We start from the raw sequence: 19,914 nt of genomic DNA, 5'->3' as shown, positions 1-19,914 counted from the left end.
CCCTCGGTCCCCGTCGCGCAATTCCAATGCCCTTGCCAGATAAACCATGAATCAAGTCTGACAAACAATCAGACCCAAAGTAATCAACGACACGCTACACTAGTGTTCCAGGGGCGGCTGGGTGCGTGTTATCGGAACACGCGGGCGATGGCGTGGCAGACGGCGAGGAAGGTCCTTCCTGGCATCGGGGATGGGTGGCATCAGCTGCGGCACCATCATGCATCCTTGCTGATCGCGGCGGGCCTGTCACCGGTCGCTATGGCCCACAGGTTGGGCCATAAGGACGCCACGGAGACGCTGCAGACGTATGCTCACCTGTGGCCGAACGATGATGAGCGGATGGCTGCCGCTTCGGACGGCTTGCTGGTCCTGCCGGAAGTAGAAACTCCCTAAGAACTCCCTATGGGCGAAAGTGGCCAGCGTTGGCGCGGGTTCTACACACCCCGGCGTATCGGTCAACCCATCCAACACCACCCGCCGGGCACCGACGCGCCCCGCATGTGAGTGATTTCACGCCGGTTGCGGCGGTCCGCGGTGTCGCTCCAGCCTAGAATAGAGAGCGAACGTAGAAGTTCTGCCGCCGGGTCTGCGTTCGCAGCCGGTGGCTTTTCTTTACGCTTCTCCACGGCACCCGGGATGGACCGCATCCTGCCGGTGCCAGAGCCCCTGGACAACATCAGGTGGCCGCCAACCGCGTACGACGACGTATGCGGCTGAACCGAGGAAGGTAGTTCTGTGAGCCAGACGTCAGATTCTTGTCTTGATACGTGGATGGGCCGGGAGGCTCTCGCCGAGGCCATGATTCCGGTGATTGGCCGGCTGTACCGCGAAAACAACGTGGTGACCAGCATTCACGGCCGCAGCCTGATCAACAAGTCCACTATGAACATCCTCAAGGCGCACCGTTTCGCCCGCCGCATGAGCAACACCGAGCTCCTGCTCGAAGAGACCGCACCGCTGCTGAACATCCTGGCTCAGCTGGAGCTAGGTGCGGCGGCCATCGACGTCGCCCGCCTCGCGGAGAAGTTCAAGGCAGAAGGCGACGGCGCCACCCTGGAAGAGTTCCTCCGCGCCGAGCTTGCCGAGGTAGTAGGCAGGCGTGGTGGCGATGACCGCACCAGCACCGACGTTGTGCTCTACGGCTTTGGCCGGATCGGCCGCCTGCTGGCGCGCCTTCTCATCGAAAAGGCCGGCGGCGGCCACGGCCTGCGCCTGCGTGCCATCGTGGTGCGCCGCGGCTCGGACAAGGACCTCACCAAGCGCGCCAGCCTTCTGCGCCGCGACTCGGTCCACGGCTCCTTCGAGGGAACCATCCGCGTGGACGAGGACGCCAACACCATCACCGCGAACGGTGTGCAGGTCCAGGTCATCTACTCGGACAACCCCGCCACGATCGACTACACCGCGTACGGCATCCACAACGCCCTGGTGGTGGACAACACGGGCCGCTGGCGCGACGCTGAGGGCCTGTCCCAGCACCTGCAGAGCAAGGGCGTTGCCCGCGTTCTCCTGACTGCCCCGGGTAAGGGCGCGCTGAAGAACATCGTGCACGGCATTAACCACGGCACCATCGAGGACACGGACCAGATCGTGTCCGCGGCGTCCTGCACCACCAATGCCATTACCCCGGTCCTGAAGGCCATCAACGACAAGTTCGGTGTGATCCACGGCCACGTGGAGACGGTCCACTCCTTCACCAACGACCAGAACCTGATCGATAACTTCCACAAGGGCGACCGCCGGGGCCGCTCCGCCGCGCTGAACATGGTCATCACGGAAACCGGTGCGGCCACCGCTGTGGCGAAGGCCCTGCCCGAACTGCTGGGCAAGCTCACGGGCAGTTCCATCCGGGTCCCCACGCCGGACGTCTCGCTGGCGATCCTGAACCTCAGCCTGGAAAACGGCACCACCAAGGATGAGGTGAATGATTATCTGCGTCAGATGTCCCTGCATTCGGACCTCCGCAAGCAGATTGACTACATCGATTCGCCTGAGGTTGTTTCCACGGACTTCGTCGGCTCGCGCCGTGCCGGCATCGTTGACGGCCTCGCCACGATCTCCAACGACAAGAACCTGATTCTTTACGTCTGGTACGACAACGAGTTCGGCTACAGCTGCCAGGTAGTCCGGGTTATGGAAGAGATGGCCGGCGTCAACCCGCCGGCGTTCCCCGCCAAGGAGGCCGCTGCGGCCTTGGCCGCAATCGCCGTCTAGGCCGTTTGCGGGCTGGCTGCCGGACATTCCCGGCTGGTTCGCTGGAATCAGCCGGGAATCGGGACCACACTGGTGGCATGGATAACGAAACTCTCCACGAGACCACCCTTGAACACGCCCTCGACGTCGCCAGGGCCAACCACAAAGAGGCCATCAGGCTCCTGGAGCAGGCCCGCGCGTCCCGGGCTTCCGGCGACGTCGGCGACGACCGCGTGCGCCAGCTCGAAGGGCTCCTTCAGGTTGCCGAAGAAGACCTGCACCGTGTAGTCCGGGAGCAGTAGCCGGCCATAGCAGTAGGCGGATGTCCCGGGCCACTCGTCCTCCCCATTGTGGATAACCGCATGGGTGTCAGTGGGGTGGCCTAGGCTCTTCTGGTGCATTACATTTCCGGAAGAGCCGGTTGCCCATGACCGTCAGCTGGCGTGCCTACCGCCGTGCCCGCCGCCGCTCGAGGCAGGTCTGGGCTCTACTGGCGGTGCTGGCCGTGTCGGCAGTGGGCTCCGCAGGGTGGTTTTTCACCGCGGGCCAGTTCGCTGTGGCAGAACCTGCAATCGCCGGGCCCCGCGAGGCGCCTGTTTTCGACGGGACCTGGATGAAGCCCGTGGTCCCGGTGCACGCTGTACCGCAGGGGAGTGCCCTGACCGCCCTCGAACTGCTTTCCGTCAAGGGACGGGCTCCCAAAGACAATTACCAGCGGGAGGCCTTCGGGCAGGCCTGGCTGGACGTGGACCGGAACGGCTGCGACACCCGCAATGACATCCTCCGCAGGGACCTCACCGCTGTGGGCTTCACGGAGGGGTCCAAATGCAAGGTAGTGTCAGGGTCCATCCATGAGCCGTACACGGGCAAAGCCATGGAGTTCCGGCGTGGCCCGGAAAGCAGCAAGGAAATCCAGATCGATCACGTCGTGGCGCTCAGTGATGCGTGGCAGAAAGGCGCACAGGGGCTGACCCCGCAGCAGCGCCAGAGCCTGGCCAACGATCCGATAAACCTCATCGCCGCGGACGGTCCTGCAAATCAGCAGAAGAGCGCAAGCGACGCCGCCACCTGGCTGCCGAAGAACAAAAACATCCGCTGCCATTACGTGGCCCGCCAGATCTCGGTGAAGGCATCCTATGGACTGTGGGTCACGCAGCCGGAGAAGGATGCGATGAAGCGCGTCCTGGACTCCTGCCCGGACCAGCCAACCATTACCGCGAGGTAATGCGTCGGCTCAGTGGCCGAACGGGTCCGGATCCACACCGGGCATCCAGGTCAGGCCGGGCACACCCCAGCCGCTCTTCTTGGCCAGTTTCATGGCCTTCCGTGCATAGCGGTCAATCAGCCGGTTGACGTAGAGCTTTCCGTCGAGGTGGTCGTATTCGTGCTGGATGACCCGTGCGAACCATCCGGTCGCTTCGAACTCCACAGGCTGCCCATGGCCGTCAAATCCTTCCACCCGCGCCCACTCCGCACGCTTGAGCGGGTATGCGCCGCCGGGGAAGGAGAGGCAGCCCTCTTCCTCTTCCTCGGGGTCCGGCAGCGCGCCAGAGATCTTGGACAGGGTCAGTACCGGGTTTACCAGGACCCCGATGGGCGGAGCGCCGTCGTCATTGGCGTACTTGTACACAAAGATTCTTTTGCCCACTCCGACCTGCGGCGCCGCCAGGCCCACGCCGTTGGCGGCCTCGTTGGTTTCAAACATGTCCGCGATCAGGGTGCGCAGTTCGTCGTCGAAAACCTCCACCTCGGCGGCGCGGCGGTGCAGCACCGGTTCACCCCAGACGGTGATCGGCAGAACTGTCATGTCAGGCGGCCCTTCGTGCGTGCGGCGTGGCGCCGGCGGTTATGCAAAAAAATGGAGGCCGTACCGGATATCCGGTACGGCCTCCAAATGGACGGCTTTTACTGCCGCCCTATGAGGGTGAGCTACGGGGGTTGAACCCGCGACCTCCTGGACCACAACCAGGCGCTCTGCCAACTGAGCTAAGCCCACCATGTGCCCCACAGATTTCCCGGTGGTCCGGTGCTCTGGAAAGGCAACTCAAACAGCTTACCTGCTGTTTGAGGGTGCTTGCGCCACTTTTGGGGTTTTTGCGAAAATTTCCGCCAAACGTGGCGCAGATTACTCTTTCGGAATACCTGCTGTGCCCGGCGAGGCAGTGATGCGCTGGGCGACTTCGCGGGCCGTGGCGCTGTCAGGCCCCGGAGCCGGAACGAAAACCGCCTCGCGGTAGTAGCGGAGCTCGTCGATGGAATCCTGGATGTCACCCAGGGCGCGGTGGCCGCCCTTCTTGGCGGGGGACTGGAAGTAAGCCCGGGCGAACCAGCGGCGGGAGAGTTCCTTAATGGTGCTCACGTCGATCACGCGGTAATGCAGGTGCTCCACAACGGCCGGCATGTCGCGGGAGAGGAAGACGCGGTCGGTCCCCACGGAATTGCCGCCCAGCGGTGCCTTGCGCGGGTCCGGCACCCACTTTTCGATGTATTCCATCACGGCGGCTTCGGCCTCGGCCATGGTCTTGCCGTGCGGCAGTTCCTTGAGCAGCCCGGACCGGGTGTGCATGTCCCTCACGAAGTCGTTCATCTGGGCGAGGGCAGCATCCTCAGGCTTGATCACCACGTCCACACCGTCGCCGAGAATGTTGAGCTCTGAGTCCGTCACCAGCGCCGCCACCTCGATCAGGGCGTCGTTCTTGATGTCCAGGCCGGTCATTTCGCAGTCGATCCAGACGATGCGTTCGTTAGATATAGGCACCGGACCAGCCTACCGTTTAGCTCCGGCGCAACCGTCCGATGCTAGGATTTCGGGTACATGGGGGAGGATTTTGCCGCTGTGCGGTTTCTGCGCGGCCCGGGCGGCCACAGCCGCCCGCGGGACTGAAGCGCCGAGTGTAAAGAGATTGGACGATCCTGAGATGACGGCGCCTGTGCCTGCAACGGGGGAGATGGCGGCCAGCGTGATCCCGGAGCCCGGTGCGGCAGAAGTGGATAACGCCAGGTCCCCCATCCTTGCCGGTCTTGTCGGCTCGGTGCTTATGGTGTTCGGATCCCTCGGCGTCGGCTGGCTGGCCCCCGTTTCCGAACTCCGCCGCGTACCGATCTTTATCTGGATGCGGACGGAGGCCATCGGCGTTGCCCTGGCCATCGTACTGGTTGCGGTAGGCGGCATGCTCCTGGTCCGCTCCTGGCTGAGGCTCGGCCAGCGGGTCCGCGTATGGGGGCCGGCGGCGCGAAAGGCAACGCTGCAGGCCATCGCAGCATGGGGCCTGCCGTTGATGTTCACCGTCCCGCTCTTCAGCCGCGACGTGTATGCCTACATTGGTCAGGGCAGGCTGATGGTGGAGGGGTTCAACCCCTACGAGAACGGCATCTCGGCGTTGTCCAACTATTTCCAGCTTGGCGCCGACAAGCAGTGGACTGAAGCTCCCGTGCCGTACGGCCAGCTGTTTCTGTGGATCGAGCAGTTTGTGGTCTGGTCCACCAACGTCCAGCCCGAGGCCAGCGTGATGCTTTTCAGGCTCGTGGCGCTGTTTGGTGTGGTCCTCTGTGTCATCTACGTGCCCAAGCTGGCCGAGCTTCACGGCGTCAATCCGCACCGCGCCTTGTGGCTCACCGCGGCCAACCCCCTGTTCCTCACCAACTTCATCGCCAGCGTCCACAACGACGCCCTCATGATCGGGTTGGCCCTTGCCGGGCTGTATTACGCGGCCACCAGGCGCGTGGTGCTGGGCATAGTCCTCGTCACCCTTTCCATCGCCGTCAAGCCCATCACCATCGTTTTCCTGCCGTTCATCGGCCTGATCTGGGCAGGCAAGAACGCCGGCTGGCCGCGGAAATTCCTGTTCTGGGGACTGACCGGAGGGCTGAGCCTGGCCATTCTGTACGGCCTGAGCCTCGTCAACGGGTTCGGCTTCGGCTGGATCAATGGGCTGTCCGCCCCTGGCAGCCTCTTCATTTGGTACGCGCCGGTGGGCTTGGTGGGGCTGATGGTCGCTTCCGTTTCGAACGCCTTCGGCCTCGACGGGTGGACGCTCGCCGACTGGGTGTTCGACGCCGGCAAAATACTTGCCGTAGGCATCGTCGCCTTCCAGATATTCAGGGGTGAGCATGAGCGGCTGATCCGCCGCCTCACCTTGGGCTTTGCGGCCATTGTGGTGCTGGCGCCGATGATCCAGGCCTGGTACGTGGTGTGGCTCATCCCGCTGTTCGCGGTGACAGGCATCCGCAATGACTGGCAGGTCAAGGCCCTGTATTTCATCGTATCGTTCTTCATGATCTACGCCATTTCTGACCAGCTGGAGGTATTTCCCTACCTCCAGACCGAGGACCTGGGACTTGCCCTGGTCCTGGCCCGCTTCGCGGCGGCGATTACCGGCCTGCTTTTTGCCATGTACCTGATCTTCATGGATCCAGACACCAAAGGGCTTTTCCGGAAGTCGGCCGAACCGGTGACCGAACGCCCCGTTATCTAGTCTCCGCAGGCGCGGTTATCCGGCGCCGGTGATTCCCGCCGTCGTGCCCTGTTCCAGATGCCGCAAGGCTTCCTTCCGGGACCGCGGACTCAACCGCGTACCCTTTTCCACCACGAAATCGTGTACCCACTCCGGGTCCGTTTTGGCGTATTCACGAAGCGCCCAGCCAATGGCCTTCCGGATGAAAAACTCCGGGTCCGCCAGGTTCGGCTCAATGACAGCCCGCAGCAGGTCCTGATCCGTGCTGGCCTTGGCCTTCAACTGCGAGGTGATGGCCGACCGCCGGATCCAGAAGTCCTGGTCCGTGCTCCAGGCCAGCAGGAGTTCGGTCATCATGGGCCGGTGGGCCTGAAGAAGCCCGCCGATACGATGCGACACCCCATCCACGAAATCCCACCACGCGCCGGTGCGGATGATCTCCTCATAGACCGGGAGCATCAGCTGGTCACGGGCCACCAACCGGAGGCTTGTCAGGTCAATGGCCGCATAGCGTTCCTCGCGTACTGTGGAGCCGCGCCAGAGTTCCAGCACCGTGGCCCGCAACTGGCCCGCCGACGTAACGGGGTGGACGGAAGCAGCGGCCAGCGCCAGCCGCCTGACTTCCGGGACTCTGACGCCCAGTGACGGCAGGGTGGACTTCATATACGCCTGCGCGCCAGTGGCCCGCACCGGGTCAGTCCGCTCCCGCAGCGCCGCGCGCACGGCATCCAGCAACTCGCGGTTCGGAGTCTCCGTACCCGGAGCATCCGTGACCGGTGCGTCCGTGTCCAGCGATTCGTCATTCGGCGACATTCGGTCCATGGTGCAACTTTAGCGAGGTGCCGGCGGCGTGGATGTCGGCCGGTCCATCCTCAGCGGGACGGCTCTAGAGTGGGACCAGACAAACTGCACGTTCCCGTGAACCGTGCTACCCGACGTCGGAGGTTCCCTGCATGTCCATGATCAAGACTCCCGAGCAGATTGCCCTCATGCGCGAAGCCGGGCGGGTGGTGGCCAATACCCTGGCGGCGGTGCGTCAGGCCGCCGGAGTGGGTGTCACCCTGCGTGACCTCGATGCGCTGGCCGCGGAGACGATTGCCACGGCGGGAGCCACACCGGCCTTCCTGGACTACCACCCGCGCTGGGCCGCAGTTCCCTTTCCCGGCGTGATCTGCACAAGTGTGAACGACGCCGTGGTCCACGGAATCCCCGACGGCTACAGACTCCAGGACGGTGACCTGCTAAGCGTGGATTGCGGGGCATTCCTGGAGGGCTGGTGCGGCGATGCGGCCGTCAGTTTCATTGTGGGAACACCCGATCCTGTGGACCAGGCCCTCATTGATGCCACGGATGCCGCCTTGGCCCGTGGGATCGAGGCAGCCCGGGTCGGCAACAAAATGGGCGATCTTGCCTACGCGATCGGCGGCGCCGCGCGGCGGGCGGGCTACGGTCTGCTGGCTGACCACGGCGGCCACGGGATCGGCCGCACCATGCACGCCGAACCGCCGGTGCCCAACGACGGCAGGCCGGGACGGGGGATCAAGCTCACCGAGGGGCTGGTCATCGCCATCGAGCCTATGCTGATCCTTGGCCGCAAGGACGACTACTATCAGGACGACGACGGTTGGACGCTGCGTTCCGCCAACGGACGCCGGGCTGCCCACAGCGAACACACAGTGGCCATCACTGCCGATGGCCCGCTGATCCTTACGCTCCCTTAGGTCCGGTGAGGCTCAGGCGCACCATGGCCCGCCCTGGGACGGCGCTGCTGTCCACGGTGAACCCGGCGCGCAGGAAGAGGTTCAGCGTGCCGTGGTAAAGGTCTGCGGGTCCCGCGTTGGGCCGCTGCTCGCGGTCCACCGGGTAGCCTTCCACAACGTCGGCACCATTGAGCCGGGCATGCTCGACGGCGGCGCGCAGCAGCGCGGCTGCCACACCGCTCCGGCGGTGGCCGGCGGCGACCACGAAGCAGGTCACTGACCACACCCCGCCGGACGCATCCGGTGATGCTGTTTCGGAATCGGGCGGCCCTGGTTCCTCAGCCAGCCGCAGCATGCGGGAGCGAAGCACTCGGGGATAACAGGTCCGTGGCTCCACGGCACACCAGCCCACGGGCTGACCGTCGACGAAGGCGAGGACGCCGGGGGCGGGGGAGCCGCCGTCGAACCTTTCCTTCAACTGTGCCTTGCGGGCGGCCGGCCCCAGCGCGGAGTACTCCGGACCGGTGAGGGCAAAGAAGCGGCACCAGCAGCGGGGACGGCTCGCCGGGGCGGCTGAACAAGCGCTCGACGCCGTTCCACTGCGCCGCGGCCGTCGTCAGGCCGGGGGCGGGCCCGTCCGTCATGCTGGTCAGGCCACCGACTCGGCGCTGGTCGGGTGTGCCACTTCGGTGCTGCGCCGGAGTATGACCTGGCCGGTTATCGGGGGCGATCCGGCATCGTCGGCGGACGGGCCGGCTGCGCTGCTGGCGGCCTGCCGTCCGATCTCCTCCAGGGGAAGGTGCACCGTGGAGAGGGCCGGCCGGAAATCGCGCAGAGTCTCAATATCGTCGAAACCGGCAACGGCGGCGTCGCGCGGGATCCGCAGTCCCTGGGAGCGCAGCGCGGCGGCGGCCCCGATGGCCATAACATCGTTGACGGCAAAGATGCAGAGCCGTTTTGTCTCCGTCCCGGGTTGGGACGCTGTGATCCGTGCAGCCAGGGCGAGGCCGGCCTCGAAGCCGCCCGCACGGGTGAAGTCGGTGCGGATGACGTCCGCGGCAGGCAGGCCGGCGCTGGCAAGGCCGCGCTGGAACCCACGGATCCGGTCGTCGGAGGTGAACAGCCCTTCCGGGCCGCCGACGATGACGAAGTCTTCTTCCCGCGACGCGGCCAGCTCGGTTGCGAGCTGCGCGGCCAGCTCCTCATTGGGCACACTCACCACGTGGTAGCCGTCCGCTGTCGCGGCCCCCACAATCCCGTGGCCGATCACGCCCACGTGGCCGCCGTTGCGGCAGTATCGGTCCAGTTCCGCAGCGAGTTCGGTGTTGCCTTCCAGGTCCTCGGTGCGGGAGGTCCGTGATCCTGCGATCACGATGGAATCGGCGCGGCGTGCGGCGAAGGCAGCCACGGCCTCCTTCTCACTGTCTGGAGCGCCCTCGGTGGTGGCCAGCAGCACCATCTTGTGCTGTTCCCTCGCGGCATCCTGGACGCCGCGGGCAATGGCTGCGAAGTACGGATCGGCAATGTCATGCACGATCAGCCCGATCAGCCCGGAGCTGGACTTGGCCAGCCCCTGCGCCTGGGCGTTGGGAATGTAGCCGAGGGATTCGGCGGCCTGGCGCACCCGGTCCGCAATATCCTTGCCGGGTATCCGGGCGGAGCCGTTCAGCACGCGGGAGGCGGTGGCCGGCGAAACGCCCGCCAGCCGGGCCACCTCGGTGAGGGTACTTGCAGCCACAACTTCTCCCGTTCGTACAGACTTTCAGCGCCGTTAGCGCCGCTTTCAGTATGGCAGTTTGAGGATACTTTGGGAAAGCGCTTGCCAACCCGAACGCGAGCGGTGCATGATGGACGCAGTGGGAATGCGCTTTCCCAATATCCCTTGAGTAACACTGCTCACTCACCGTGGAGGACACATGGGCTTCGAAACAAAGACGATCCGTATCGCCATGAATGGCATCACCGGCCGGATGGGTTACCGCCAGCACCTGCTGCGTTCCATCCTTCCCATCCGCGACGCTGGGGGCTTCACGCTGGAGGACGGCACCAAGGTCCAGGTGGAGCCGATCCTGGTCGGCCGCAATGAAGCCAAGATCCGCGAACTGGCCGAACTGCACAAGGTGGCCGAGTGGACCACGGACCTTGATTCCGTGATCAATGACCCCACCGTGGACATCATCTTCGACGCCTCCATGACCAGCCTCCGCGCCGCCACCCTGAAGAAGGCTATGCTGGCCGGCAAGCACATCTTCACCGAGAAGCCCACGGCGGAATCCCTGGAAGAAGCCATCGAGCTGGCCCGCATCGGCAAGGAAGCCGGCGTCACCGCCGGTGTTGTTCACGACAAGCTCTACCTTCCAGGCCTGGTCAAGCTCCGCCGCCTGGTGGACGAAGGCTTCTTCGGCCGCATCCTCTCCATCCGCGGCGAATTCGGATACTGGGTCTTCGAAGGCGACGTCCAGGCAGCGCAACGACCGTCCTGGAACTACCGCAGGGAAGACGGCGGCGGCATGACCACGGACATGTTCTGCCACTGGAACTACGTCCTCGAAGGAATCATCGGCAAGGTCAAGAGCGTCAACGCCAAGACCGCCACCCACATCCCGGCCCGCTGGGACGAGGCAGGCAAGGAGTACAAAGCCACGGCGGACGACGCCTCCTACGGCATCTTCGAACTCGAAACGCCGGCGGGCGAGCCGGTCATCGGCCAGATCAACTCCTCTTGGGCTGTCCGCGTCTACCGCGACGAGCTTGTGGAATTCCAGATCGACGGCACGCACGGTTCGGCCGTTGCCGGACTCAACAAGTGCGTAGCCCAGCAGCGTGCCCACACCCCCAAGCCCGTCTGGAACCCGGACCTGCCCGTCACGGAATCCTTCCGCAGCCAGTGGCAGGAAGTCCCTGCCAACGCCGAGCTGGATAACGGCTTCAAGCTGCAGTGGGAAGAGTTCCTGCGCGACGTGGTGGCCGGCCGCGAGCACCGCTTCGGCCTGTTGTCCGCCGCCCGCGGCGTCCAGCTCGCCGAGCTTGGCCTGCAGTCCAACGACGAACGCCGCACCATCGACATCCCGGAGATCACGCTCTGATGACTTCCCTGATTCTTCCCACCCACGGCGGCGGCACCCGCGAGTACCGCCTCCAGGGCGGCGTGTCGTGGGCCCGCCCCACCGTCCCGCTCACGTCGCGGCGTGCCTACGCCGCCGCGCACGTCATTCCCGAGGTCCTGGCGGACAACACGCCAGGTGCCCCGGCCAGCCTCGACTGGGACGCCACCCTGGCGTACCGGCACGAACTCTGGTCCTACGGCCTCGGTGTCGCCGATGCGATGGACACCGCCCAGCGCGGCATGGGCCTGGACTGGGCCGCAACCCAGCAGCTCATCAAGCGCACCGGTGTGGAGGCCGCTTCGGTGGTCGCTGCCGGTGGCCCCGCTACCGCCGGGAAGACTGTGCGCGATCTCGTCTCGTGCGGCGCCGGCACCGACCAGCTGGACCTCGCCGCACTGCCCACCGGCAACGCAGGACTCGCCGCTGTCCTGGACGCCTACCGCGAGCAGATCGCCGTCGTCAGTGAAGCCGGACCCAAGATCATCCTGATGGCTTCCCGGGCGCTGGCCCGCGTGGCCAACGGTCCGGACGACTACCTGCACGTCTACTCCACGTTGCTGCAGGAAGTAGACCAGCCCGTCATCCTGCACTGGCTCGGAACCATGTTCGATCCCGCGCTGGCCGGCTACTGGGGTTCGGACGACGTCGCTGCCGCGACCGAGACCTTTCTGTCCCTTGTCCGCCAGCACGCGGACAAGGTGGACGGCGTGAAGGTATCGCTGCTGGATGCTTCGCACGAGGTTGCCCTGCGCGCTGCCCTGCCGGAAGGGGTCTGCCTCTACACCGGCGACGACTTCAACTACCCGGAACTGATCGACGGCGACGGCAGCCACCACTCGGACGCGCTGCTGGGCATCTTCGCTGCGATCTACCCTGCCGCATCGGTTGCGCTGCAGAAGTACGACGCCGGCAAGGCTGAGGAAGCGCGCGCCATCCTGGACTCCACCCGCGAGCTCGGCAAGCACATCTTCAGCGCCCCCACGTTCTACTACAAGACCGGGATCGCCTTCATATCATGGCTCAACGGCAGGCAGCCCGGCTTCCAGATGGTGGGCGGCCTGCACTCCGGCCGCTCCGTCTGCCACCTGGCCAAGACCTTCGAACTTGCCGACCAGGCAGGGCTGCTGAAGGACCCGGCGCTCGCCGCGTTCCGGATGTCCGACTACCTGCGCATCAACGGAGTGGGAGTATGACATCCAATTCAGAACCGTCCCCTTTTTCACGGCTTTCCCTGAACAGCGCCACCACCAAGAAGCTGACGCTTGCCGAAGTTGTTGGTGGCTGTGTACGCGCCGGAATCCCCGCGATCGCCCCGTGGCGCGACCGGGTTGAAGAAGCGGGGCTGGACAAGGCCGCGAAGCTGATCAAGGACGCGGGCCTCCGGGTGTCCTCCCTGTGCCGCGGCGGCTTCCTGACAGCGCCCGACGCTGAGGGCCAGGCCGCCGCCCTGGCGGACAACCGCGCGGCCGTCCTCGAAGCCGCTGCGCTGGACACCAGGGAACTCTTCATGGTGGTCGGCGGCCTGGCGCCGGGGGAGAAGGACGTGGTGGCAGCCCGCCAGCGCGTTGCCGACCGCCTCGCCGATCTTGTCCCGTTCGCCACCGAGAACGGCATCCGGCTGGTGCTCGAACCCCTGCACCCCATGTACGCAGCGGACCGCGCCGTCATTTCGACCCTGGGCCAGGCCCTGGATCTTGCAGCCCCGTTTATTGCTCAGGCGGTGGGCGTCGCCGTCGACACCTTCCACGTCTGGTGGGACCCGGACCTGAAGGCCCAGATTGTACGTGCTGGCAGGGACGGGCGCATCGCCTCCTACCAGGTGTGTGACTTCAACATGCCCATAGCGGCCGATCCACTGCTGTCCCGCGGATTTATGGGCGACGGCGTCATCGACTTCGCCACCATCGGCACCTGGGTCAGGGACGCCGGGTACACCGGGGACATCGAAGTTGAAATCTTCAACCAGGAGATCTGGGACGCCGACGGAGATGCTGTCATGGAGACCGTCAAGGCCCGCTACGCGGAACTCGTCCTGCCCTACGTCTGATTCACGCCGCAGGTTCGTAACACTCACACAACGAAGAACACCCCCGGTCCGAAGACCGGGGGTGTTCTTCGCTGACCGGCCCATCCGTAGCGGAGGTGCTGGTTCAACAACTTGTGCCCCAGGAGGGAATCGAACCCCCGACCGGCGGATTAGAAGGCCGCTGCTCTATCCCCTGAGCTACTGGGGCACGTGGCGCCACGACGACAGATCCGGCGCATCAAAAGTCTACATTGCCCCGACGCGCAGCAGCGTCAGCGTCGCGCACTGCCGGTACTCCTCCTCAACAGGGCGGTTGCAGGCAGGGTTGTGCACATACGCGAAGTTGTCCCTCGCGGTCCGGTGCCGTCCGCGCGAAGCTGGTTCTGCCGCTAAGGCGCTACCTTTCGAGACAGGACAAGACGATGACTGACTACCAAACATTCCGGGGCTTCGTTGCCACGGATATCAAGACCTCCACGACTCCGGGCGGCGTTGGCACCGCCTCGTTCCGCCTCGGTTCAACGGCGCGGCGTTTTGACCGGGCCACCAGCACCTGGGTGGATAGCCACACCAACTGGTTCAACGTCCAGGGCTACCGTCAGCTTGCCGGAAACATGGCCTGCAGCATCAAGAAGGGCCAGTGCGTCATCGTCGTTGGCCGGCTCAAGCTGCGCAGCTGGGAGAAAGACGGCCGGGTCTACCATTCGGCCGAAATCGATGCGGATTCCGTGGGTCACGACCTCAAGCGCGGTTCGGCCAACTACATCCGTACCAGCGACACCGGACTGCACCTCGTCTCAGACAACGGCGCGGCAGGGCAGGAGGCGTCAGCGGAGGGCAGCGGCGTCGGCCCCGCTGATCCTGACGAGGACGGCGGAGACCCGGAAGAAGGGGAGCACACGGACGACGACGCTGCAGCGTTGGGAGTCTTCCACGAGGATGCAGACGGCAACCGCATTCCGGTGGATGCTGAAACAGGCGAGCTCGCCGGAGCCACCGTCTGAAAGTGCTGGCGTTGGATACCGCACGGGACGCGGGCGGGCCCGGGGCCGGCAGTCCGCCCGCGCCGGGACCGTTCCGTCCCAGGCGTGGCCGCGTGGCAGAATGGCGGCATGAATCGCGCGACGGACAACCGGCAGGCAACCCCAATCACCAGCCGGACCACCCGTTCCCGGCGGTTTGGGGCACGTGCGGGTCGGGCGCCTGCGGCGCTCGCCGGAAGCCTCCTGATGGTTCTTGCGCTTGCAGCCTGCACTGGCAGCTCCCCAACGGCGGCAGGCACGGGCGCTGCCACGCCCGGCGAAATGGCAACCCCCTCGGGGCTGGCAACCACGGGCTCCACCCAGCCGGCCGCCACGTCCCCGGCGGAGGATCCGGACACCGTGGCGATGAAACAGACTGTGACGGATGCGCTGGGGAAGCTGGCGGCGGGGACACCAAAGCCAGCCACAGCCCAGGTGACAGATGCCCTGACCGGCGCCGGGATTTCCCCGCCGGCGCTCGAAGTGTCGGCGAGCCGGACGCCTACCGGGCTGGAAGCTGATGCCATTGAGGTCGCTGTGTTGCAGGGCACGGACTGCGTGGTGGGACAGGTCCGTGACGGCAAGGTCACCGTTATCATTCTGCCTGTCTTGGCCAGCGGCAAGTGTTTCGTGGGAGCGGCTGCCTGACGCCTCGAATGTGAGTTAAGCCCGCCAACCCACTAGATTTGGAACCATGGCGGAATTTATCTACACAATGACCAATGCCCGCAAGGCAGTTGGCGAAAAACTCATTCTTGACAACGTAAGCATGTCGTTCTTCCCGGGCGCCAAAATCGGTGTTGTAGGCCCGAACGGTGCCGGTAAGTCCACCATCCTGAAGATCATGGCCGGACTGGACATTCCCTCCAACGGTGAGGCCCGGCTCAGCCCCGGTTACACCGTGGGGATCCTGTTGCAGGAACCGCCACTGAACGAGGAAAAGACTGTCCTAGGCAACGTCCAGGAAGGCGTTGGCGAGATCTACGGCAAGATCCAGCGCTTCAACGAGATCTCCGAGGAAATGGCCAGCCCCGACGCTGACTTCGACGTCCTGCTTGAAGAAATGGGTCAGCTGCAGGAAGCCATTGACGCTGCTGAGGCCTGGGATCTCGACTCCCAGCTTGAGCAGGCCATGGACGCCCTCCGCTGCCCGCCCGCGGACGCCGACGTGACGCTGCTCTCCGGCGGTGAGCGCCGCCGCGTGGCCCTCTGCAAGCTCCTGCTGCAGAAGCCCGACCTCCTGCTCCTGGACGAGCCCACCAACCACCTCGACGCCGAGAGCGTGCTGTGGCTGGAACAGCACCTCTCCAGCTACGCCGGCGCAGTCCTTGCCGTCACCCACGACCGGTACTTCCTTGACCACGTCGCGGAATGGATCGCCGAGGTTGACCGCGGCCACCTGTACCCCTACGAAGGCAACTACTCCACGTACCTGGAGAAGAAGCGTGCCCGCCTGGAAGTCCAGGGCAAAAAGGACGCCAAGCAGGCCAAGCGCCTCACCGAGGAACTCGAGTGGGTACGCTCCAACGCCAAAGGCCGCCAGACCAAGTCCAAGGCCCGTCTGGCCCGCTACGAGGAGATGGCTGCCGAGGCTGACCGCACCCGCAAGCTTGACTTCGAAGAGATCCAGATCCCGCCGGGCCCGCGCCTGGGCGGGCTGGTCCTGGAAGCCAGGAACCTGCAGAAGGGCTTCGACGACCGCACCCTGATCGACGGACTGTCCTTCACGCTTCCCCGCAACGGCATCGTCGGCGTCATCGGCCCCAACGGCGTGGGCAAGTCCACGCTGTTCAAAACCATCATTGGCCTGGAGCCGCTCGACGGCGGTGAGCTGAAGATCGGCGATTCTGTCAAGATCTCCTACGCGGACCAGAGCCGCGGCGGCATCGACCCGAACAAGACCCTGTGGGAAGTTGTTTCGGACGGCCTCGATTACATCCAGGTGGGCCAGGTCGAAATGCCGTCCCGCGCCTACGTTGCCGCTTTCGGCTTCAAGGGTCCGGACCAGCAGAAGAAGGCCGGGGTGCTCTCCGGTGGTGAGCGCAACCGCCTCAACCTTGCACTGACGCTCAAACAGGGCGGTAACCTGCTGCTCCTTGACGAACCCACTAACGACCTCGACGTCGAAACGCTCAGCAGCCTTGAAAACGCGCTGCTGGAGTTCCCCGGCTGCGCCGTGGTGGTATCGCACGACCGCTGGTTCCTGGACCGGGTGGCCACACACATCCTGGCCTACGAAGGCGACGAGGAAAACCCCGCCAAGTGGTACTGGTTCGAGGGCAACTTCGAATCCTACGAGGAGAACAAGGTAGAGCGGCTCGGACCCGATGCGGCCAAGCCGCACCGCGTGACGCACCGCCGCCTCACCCGCGACTGATCGCAAAGAAGGCCGGCACCCCGTCAGGGTGTCGGCCTTTCTGCTGCCTGCCGGGAGCCAGTCAGCCCGCTCTGCCAGCGGGCTCAGTCAGCCCGCTCAGCCTCAGTTCCGCCCGGCCTTGCGGATCTGGTGCTCCAGGACTTTGGACTGGAACGCGCCAACTACTTTGTTTTTCAGGTCGGTGGGAACCCGGACCATGCCCTCCTGCGCCACCGAGGCAACGTGCTGCCCGGCCCGGTTGAAAATTTTGCCCGTTGCGAGGCCGCGGGCTCCCTGGGCGCTGGGGGATTCCTGGACGTAGAGCAGCCATTCGTCCACCCGGGCGGGACGGTGCCACCACATGGCGTGGTCGAGGCTGGCGACACTCATGCCGGGCGTGATCCAGCTCAGCCCGTGGCGGCGCAGGATGGATTCCAGCAGCGTGTAGTCGCTGGCGTAGGCCAGGGCGGCCCGGTGCAGGTTTGAATCATCGGGCATGGGCCCGAACGTCTTCATCCAGACGGCGTTCCGGGCCTCCTTCTTGCCTTTGGCCGAAACGTAGAGCGGCGGGTCGACGTGCCGGATATCAAAGGGCCGCTCGTAAGCCCAATGCTGGGCGATGGGGTGGTCGAACTTGCCCAGCAGGTCGGCCGTGCTCGGCAGCGACTCAGGATCGGGAATGCCGGCGGGCATCTTGGATTCGTGGTCGAGGCCTTCGTCCAGGTCCTGGAAGGACGCGATCATCGAAAGGATGGGCACCCCTTCCTGGTAGGCATGGACACGCCTCGCCGAAAAGGACCGGCCGTCACGCAGGCGCTGGACACCGAACGTGATGGGCTTGTTGGCGTCGCCGGGCCGGAGGAAATAGCCATGCATGGAATGGACAAACCGTTCCGGGTCCACCGTCCTCATGGAAGCGACCAGCGACTGGGCCAGCACCTGGCCGCCGAACACACGCTGCCGGGGCTGCTGCTGCGATGGGCCAAGGAAGATGTCCTCATCCGTCCGGGCGCCCTCAAGCTCACCAAGGTCCAGGAGCTGGATGAGCGTTTCGGTGGGGTCGCCGCTGGGTGGCGCCAGCAGTCCGGTTTCGGCTTCAGTCATGGATCGACTCTAGACGCCGCCCGGCGGCTGCTCAACCAAGCTTCAGCCGGTAGTGTTCTTAATGTGTCTGACCTACTTACGAAGTCCTTCCGGTTCGCCGACCCGCGTGATCTCGCCGATCTGCGAACATTCACCACCCGTGCCAAGACGGTCGACGACGGCGCCATCCGGCTTCAGGCCGCAGGTTCCGTTCTCGCGGCCTACGTGTGCATTCTGCGGCCCCGCCTGTTGGGCGAATCCACCCCCACCATCCTGGGCCTGCGCACCATGGCGCTGGCGGAACCTTCCGCGATTGACGTGACGGTACCGCTCTCAGCCGTTCTTGACCGGCTTGCCAGGGCAGGGGAGGACGACGTCGAGCTGCCGGTTCCGCCGTCCACCGTCACCGAATCGTGGACAGGCGTCGGCGCACCGCGCACCGGCTGGGAACTGGTGGGTGCGTTGTCGGATGCTGAACTCCGGCGCGCGGCCGAAGCCGGCATCACCGAAGTGGCGGGCATCATGCCCGCCCAGCCGGGGGCGCTGATCGTCAACAACGCACGCGCCGCTGTGTGGGGCCGGGCCCTTGATGACTCCGGCCTTCCGGCAGGAGCCGCCTTCGCGGCCCTCACCCTGGGATTCCTCGCAGACGCGGACCAGAAGCTGTACCGGGCGGGCCGTTGGTTCCGCCTCAGTGGTCCACGCGGCCACGTCCTGGCACGCACCGGCAGCGGCCTCTAAAACCCGGCCAGCCGCCGTCGTACGCGCCCATACGCTAAGCCCGAAGGCCGCGTCAGGCCTCCGACGGGCTGTTCACCATGGACAGGGCGGCGCGTTCCATGTAGTCCCAGAGCGTTCCCTCGTACAAGGGTGGCAGTTCCAGGGCATCGACAGCGGTCCGCATGTGGAACAGCCAGCGGTCCTTGGCCTCCGGCGTGACCCGGAACGGTATGTGGCGCATCCGCAGGCGCGGGTGGCCGCGTTCCTCGCCGTACGTGGTGGGGCCGCCCCAGTACTGCTCCAGGAACATCAGGAACCGCCGTTTGGCCGGTTCGAGGTCCTCCTCCGGGTACATCGGGCGCAACAGCGGGTCCGTGGCTACGCCGTCGTAAAAGACATCGATCAGCTTGACGAACGTCTCGTGGCCGCCCACGGCGTTGTAGAAGTTGTCCGTGTAGCCGGGCTGGCTGAAGGGATCGTTCTGCATAAGCTGGCGTGGCTGCTGCGGCTCGGCGGGTATGGTCATGTCTCTATTCTCCGGCCTTTTGCTCGGTCTTTTTCGCCTCGGTGGCGGGCGCACTCAGGGCAGTGTCCGGCCCGGCGGCCGGCAAGTCCGGCACTGGCACGTAGTTGCCCTGCGAACGGTTGCCGACGCGAAGGATCTCGCCATTGCGGAGGTACCAGATGGCGCCGTCCTCCGAGCGGACCCGGGTGATGCGCAGCCCCATTGACTCGACCACACCCACTACTTCGCTGGTTTCGATGACGTCGCCGATCCCGTACTGGTCTTCGATGGTGATGAAGATCCCGGCGAGGAAGTCACGGATCAGCTGCTGCGCGCCAAAACCGATGGCGATACCCAGGATTCCCACGCTGGTCAGCAGCGGGGCGATGTTGATGTCCAGGTTCTGCAGCACGTACATGGTGGTGATCACGGCCACCAGAACTCCGACGATGCTGTTGAGCAGGGAACCGATGGTTTCCGCCCGCTGCACGCGGCGCTCGTGATCCAGGGCCCGCAGGGCGGGGGCAACCCACTTGAAGTGCGGTTTCTTGAAGAAATTGGTACCCGACGCCACTCGCTTGCTGATCCGGGAAATTACGAAGGTGGCCACCAGCCATATCGCGATTCCGACGCCAAGGCTGATCACAATGCCCGTAATGCTGACGCCGCTTGGCTGCGAGGTGAGGGGCGGGGGTGTAAGCGACATCGTGCTGAACATAGAGGTAAAACTCCTTGGGGGGTCACCGGC

Annotated in this window: 21 protein-coding genes and 2 tRNA genes; 13 read left to right on the top strand and 10 right to left on the bottom strand. The window is 65.1% G+C overall.

Annotated elements, in window-relative coordinates:
* The first annotated feature begins 147 nt into the window (after positions 1-147).
* The 4 genes from ACX80X_RS06985 to ACX80X_RS06970 all read left to right on the top strand — a co-directional run bounded on the left by ACX80X_RS06985 (position 148) and on the right by ACX80X_RS06970 (position 3,418).
* Complete coding sequence (locus ACX80X_RS06985; RefSeq protein ID WP_374210007.1) at positions 148-393, top strand: tyrosine-type recombinase/integrase; 246 nt, start codon at positions 148-150, stop codon at positions 391-393.
* Positions 394-735: 342 nt separating this feature from the next.
* Entirely contained in the window at positions 736-2,214 is a 1,479-nt protein-coding gene (locus ACX80X_RS06980) for a glyceraldehyde-3-phosphate dehydrogenase (RefSeq protein WP_308216168.1), read from the top strand.
* Positions 2,215-2,291: 77 nt separating this feature from the next.
* Positions 2,292-2,495 (top strand): hypothetical protein, encoded by a 204-nt coding sequence (locus tag ACX80X_RS06975; RefSeq protein WP_252599554.1) that lies wholly within the window; start codon positions 2,292-2,294, stop codon positions 2,493-2,495.
* Positions 2,496-2,620: 125 nt separating this feature from the next.
* Entirely contained in the window at positions 2,621-3,418 is a 798-nt protein-coding gene (locus ACX80X_RS06970; RefSeq protein WP_252599553.1) for an HNH endonuclease family protein, read from the top strand.
* Positions 3,419-3,427: 9 nt separating this feature from the next.
* On the opposite strand, the gene def is transcribed toward ACX80X_RS06970, so the two are convergent.
* The 3 genes from def to orn all read right to left on the bottom strand — a co-directional run bounded on the left by def (position 3,428) and on the right by orn (position 4,951).
* Entirely contained in the window at positions 3,428-4,000 is a 573-nt protein-coding gene (def, locus tag ACX80X_RS06965; RefSeq protein WP_252599552.1) for a peptide deformylase, read from the bottom strand.
* Between the two features lie 116 nt (positions 4,001-4,116).
* Positions 4,117-4,189 (bottom strand) — tRNA-His (locus ACX80X_RS06960).
* A gap of 129 nt (positions 4,190-4,318) precedes the next feature.
* A complete protein-coding gene (gene orn / locus ACX80X_RS06955) occupies positions 4,319-4,951 on the bottom strand; it encodes an oligoribonuclease (protein WP_082575783.1) in 633 nt (210 codons plus the stop codon).
* 160 nt (positions 4,952-5,111) lie between these two features.
* Between orn and mptB the strand changes: the two genes are divergently transcribed.
* On the top strand, positions 5,112-6,668 hold the full coding sequence (gene mptB, locus ACX80X_RS06950) for a polyprenol phosphomannose-dependent alpha 1,6 mannosyltransferase MptB (protein ID WP_252599551.1): 1,557 nt from the start codon (positions 5,112-5,114) through the stop codon (positions 6,666-6,668).
* 15 nt (positions 6,669-6,683) lie between these two features.
* Here the strand turns inward: mptB and ACX80X_RS06945 are convergent, their stop codons facing one another.
* Positions 6,684-7,460 (bottom strand): DNA alkylation repair protein, encoded by a 777-nt coding sequence (locus tag ACX80X_RS06945; protein ID WP_459311604.1) that lies wholly within the window; start codon positions 7,458-7,460, stop codon positions 6,684-6,686.
* 140 nt (positions 7,461-7,600) lie between these two features.
* On the opposite strand from ACX80X_RS06945, the gene map reads away from it, so the two are divergent.
* On the top strand, positions 7,601-8,368 hold the full coding sequence (map, locus tag ACX80X_RS06940) for a type I methionyl aminopeptidase (protein ID WP_459311594.1): 768 nt from the start codon (positions 7,601-7,603) through the stop codon (positions 8,366-8,368).
* Here the strand turns inward: map and ACX80X_RS06935 are convergent.
* Together ACX80X_RS06935 and ACX80X_RS06930 are read right to left on the bottom strand one after the other, a co-directional pair.
* Positions 8,355-8,825: a GNAT family N-acetyltransferase gene (locus tag ACX80X_RS06935; protein WP_252609462.1), complete on the bottom strand. Its 471-nt coding sequence runs from the start codon at positions 8,823-8,825 to the stop codon at positions 8,355-8,357. The genes map and ACX80X_RS06935 overlap by 14 nt on opposite strands.
* A 171-nt stretch (positions 8,826-8,996) precedes the next feature.
* The gene (locus tag ACX80X_RS06930; protein ID WP_252599547.1) at positions 8,997-10,085 is read right to left on the bottom strand and encodes a LacI family DNA-binding transcriptional regulator; all 1,089 of its coding nucleotides are present in this window, start codon (positions 10,083-10,085) and stop codon (positions 8,997-8,999) included.
* A gap of 178 nt (positions 10,086-10,263) precedes the next feature.
* Here ACX80X_RS06930 and ACX80X_RS06925 point away from each other — a divergent pair, with 178 nt between their 5' ends.
* From ACX80X_RS06925 to ACX80X_RS06915, 3 genes are read left to right on the top strand one after another with little or no spacing between them, the layout of a single operon-like run.
* Positions 10,264-11,433, top strand: a complete 1,170-nt coding sequence (locus ACX80X_RS06925; protein ID WP_252599546.1) for a Gfo/Idh/MocA family protein — start codon at positions 10,264-10,266, stop codon at positions 11,431-11,433.
* Entirely contained in the window at positions 11,433-12,647 is a 1,215-nt protein-coding gene (locus ACX80X_RS06920) for a dihydrodipicolinate synthase family protein (RefSeq protein ID WP_252599545.1), read from the top strand. The genes ACX80X_RS06925 and ACX80X_RS06920 overlap by 1 nt, the downstream gene beginning before the upstream one ends.
* Positions 12,644-13,501 (top strand): sugar phosphate isomerase/epimerase family protein, encoded by an 858-nt coding sequence (locus ACX80X_RS06915; RefSeq protein WP_252599544.1) that lies wholly within the window; start codon positions 12,644-12,646, stop codon positions 13,499-13,501. Before ACX80X_RS06920 ends, ACX80X_RS06915 begins: the two co-directional genes overlap by 4 nt.
* A gap of 114 nt (positions 13,502-13,615) precedes the next feature.
* Here the strand turns inward: ACX80X_RS06915 and ACX80X_RS06910 are convergent.
* Positions 13,616-13,688: transfer RNA gene (locus ACX80X_RS06910), tRNA-Arg, on the bottom strand.
* A 214-nt stretch (positions 13,689-13,902) separates the two neighbouring features.
* On the opposite strand from ACX80X_RS06910, the gene ACX80X_RS06905 reads away from it, so the two are divergent.
* The 3 genes from ACX80X_RS06905 (at position 13,903) to ettA (ending at position 16,879) form a co-directional block, all read left to right on the top strand.
* On the top strand, positions 13,903-14,484 hold the full coding sequence (locus ACX80X_RS06905; RefSeq protein WP_252599543.1) for a single-stranded DNA-binding protein: 582 nt from the start codon (positions 13,903-13,905) through the stop codon (positions 14,482-14,484).
* A 108-nt stretch (positions 14,485-14,592) separates the two neighbouring features.
* A complete protein-coding gene (locus ACX80X_RS06900; RefSeq protein WP_252599542.1) occupies positions 14,593-15,150 on the top strand; it encodes a DUF6993 domain-containing protein in 558 nt (185 codons plus the stop codon).
* 46 nt (positions 15,151-15,196) lie between these two features.
* Positions 15,197-16,879 carry an energy-dependent translational throttle protein EttA gene (ettA, locus tag ACX80X_RS06895; RefSeq protein WP_058932192.1) on the top strand — a complete coding sequence of 561 codons (1,683 nt, stop codon included), beginning with the start codon at positions 15,197-15,199 and terminating at the stop codon, positions 16,877-16,879.
* A gap of 102 nt (positions 16,880-16,981) precedes the next feature.
* Here ettA and ACX80X_RS06890 read toward each other — a convergent pair whose 3' ends face one another.
* Positions 16,982-17,962, bottom strand: coding sequence for an acyl-CoA thioesterase (locus ACX80X_RS06890; RefSeq protein ID WP_252599541.1), 981 nt, complete (start codon positions 17,960-17,962; stop codon positions 16,982-16,984).
* Positions 17,963-18,025: 63 nt separating this feature from the next.
* Between ACX80X_RS06890 and ACX80X_RS06885 the strand changes: the two genes are divergently transcribed.
* Complete coding sequence (locus ACX80X_RS06885; RefSeq protein WP_104060850.1) at positions 18,026-18,682, top strand: hypothetical protein; 657 nt, start codon at positions 18,026-18,028, stop codon at positions 18,680-18,682.
* Between the two features lie 52 nt (positions 18,683-18,734).
* On the opposite strand, the gene ACX80X_RS06880 is transcribed toward ACX80X_RS06885, so the two are convergent.
* Complete coding sequence (locus ACX80X_RS06880) at positions 18,735-19,187, bottom strand: globin (RefSeq protein WP_305884324.1); 453 nt, start codon at positions 19,185-19,187, stop codon at positions 18,735-18,737.
* A gap of 4 nt (positions 19,188-19,191) precedes the next feature.
* A complete protein-coding gene (locus ACX80X_RS06875) occupies positions 19,192-19,884 on the bottom strand; it encodes a mechanosensitive ion channel family protein (RefSeq protein ID WP_252599540.1) in 693 nt (230 codons plus the stop codon).
* Positions 19,885-19,914 lie beyond the last annotated feature (30 nt).

This window comes from Pseudarthrobacter sp. MDT3-1 (assembly GCF_054510755.1).
Note: the sequence above shows the minus strand (reverse complement) of the source record. Positions and strands in the feature narration are given on the sequence as shown.

What these genes read in the sequence shown, in the direction of transcription:
- ACX80X_RS06905 (WP_252599543.1), top strand. Translation starts at nt 13,903, where the DNA reads ATGACTGACTACCAAACATTCCGGGGCTTCGTTGCCACGGATATCAAG.
- ACX80X_RS06945 (WP_459311604.1), bottom strand. Translation starts at nt 7,460, where the DNA reads ATGTCGCCGAATGACGAATCGCTGGACACGGACGCACCGGTCACGGAT.
- ACX80X_RS06975 (WP_252599554.1), top strand. Translation starts at nt 2,292, where the DNA reads ATGGATAACGAAACTCTCCACGAGACCACCCTTGAACACGCCCTCGAC.
- ACX80X_RS06880 (WP_305884324.1), bottom strand. Translation starts at nt 19,187, where the DNA reads ATGACCATACCCGCCGAGCCGCAGCAGCCACGCCAGCTTATGCAGAAC.
- ACX80X_RS06925 (WP_252599546.1), top strand. Translation starts at nt 10,264, where the DNA reads ATGGGCTTCGAAACAAAGACGATCCGTATCGCCATGAATGGCATCACC.
- def (WP_252599552.1), bottom strand. Translation starts at nt 4,000, where the DNA reads ATGACAGTTCTGCCGATCACCGTCTGGGGTGAACCGGTGCTGCACCGC.
- ACX80X_RS06900 (WP_252599542.1), top strand. Translation starts at nt 14,593, where the DNA reads ATGAATCGCGCGACGGACAACCGGCAGGCAACCCCAATCACCAGCCGG.
- ACX80X_RS06920 (WP_252599545.1), top strand. Translation starts at nt 11,433, where the DNA reads ATGACTTCCCTGATTCTTCCCACCCACGGCGGCGGCACCCGCGAGTAC.
- map (WP_459311594.1), top strand. Translation starts at nt 7,601, where the DNA reads ATGTCCATGATCAAGACTCCCGAGCAGATTGCCCTCATGCGCGAAGCC.
- ACX80X_RS06915 (WP_252599544.1), top strand. Translation starts at nt 12,644, where the DNA reads ATGACATCCAATTCAGAACCGTCCCCTTTTTCACGGCTTTCCCTGAAC.
- mptB (WP_252599551.1), top strand. Translation starts at nt 5,112, where the DNA reads ATGACGGCGCCTGTGCCTGCAACGGGGGAGATGGCGGCCAGCGTGATC.
- ACX80X_RS06890 (WP_252599541.1), bottom strand. Translation starts at nt 17,962, where the DNA reads ATGACTGAAGCCGAAACCGGACTGCTGGCGCCACCCAGCGGCGACCCC.
- ettA (WP_058932192.1), top strand. Translation starts at nt 15,197, where the DNA reads ATGGCGGAATTTATCTACACAATGACCAATGCCCGCAAGGCAGTTGGC.
- ACX80X_RS06985 (WP_374210007.1), top strand. Translation starts at nt 148, where the DNA reads ATGGCGTGGCAGACGGCGAGGAAGGTCCTTCCTGGCATCGGGGATGGG.
- ACX80X_RS06970 (WP_252599553.1), top strand. Translation starts at nt 2,621, where the DNA reads ATGACCGTCAGCTGGCGTGCCTACCGCCGTGCCCGCCGCCGCTCGAGG.
- ACX80X_RS06875 (WP_252599540.1), bottom strand. Translation starts at nt 19,884, where the DNA reads ATGTTCAGCACGATGTCGCTTACACCCCCGCCCCTCACCTCGCAGCCA.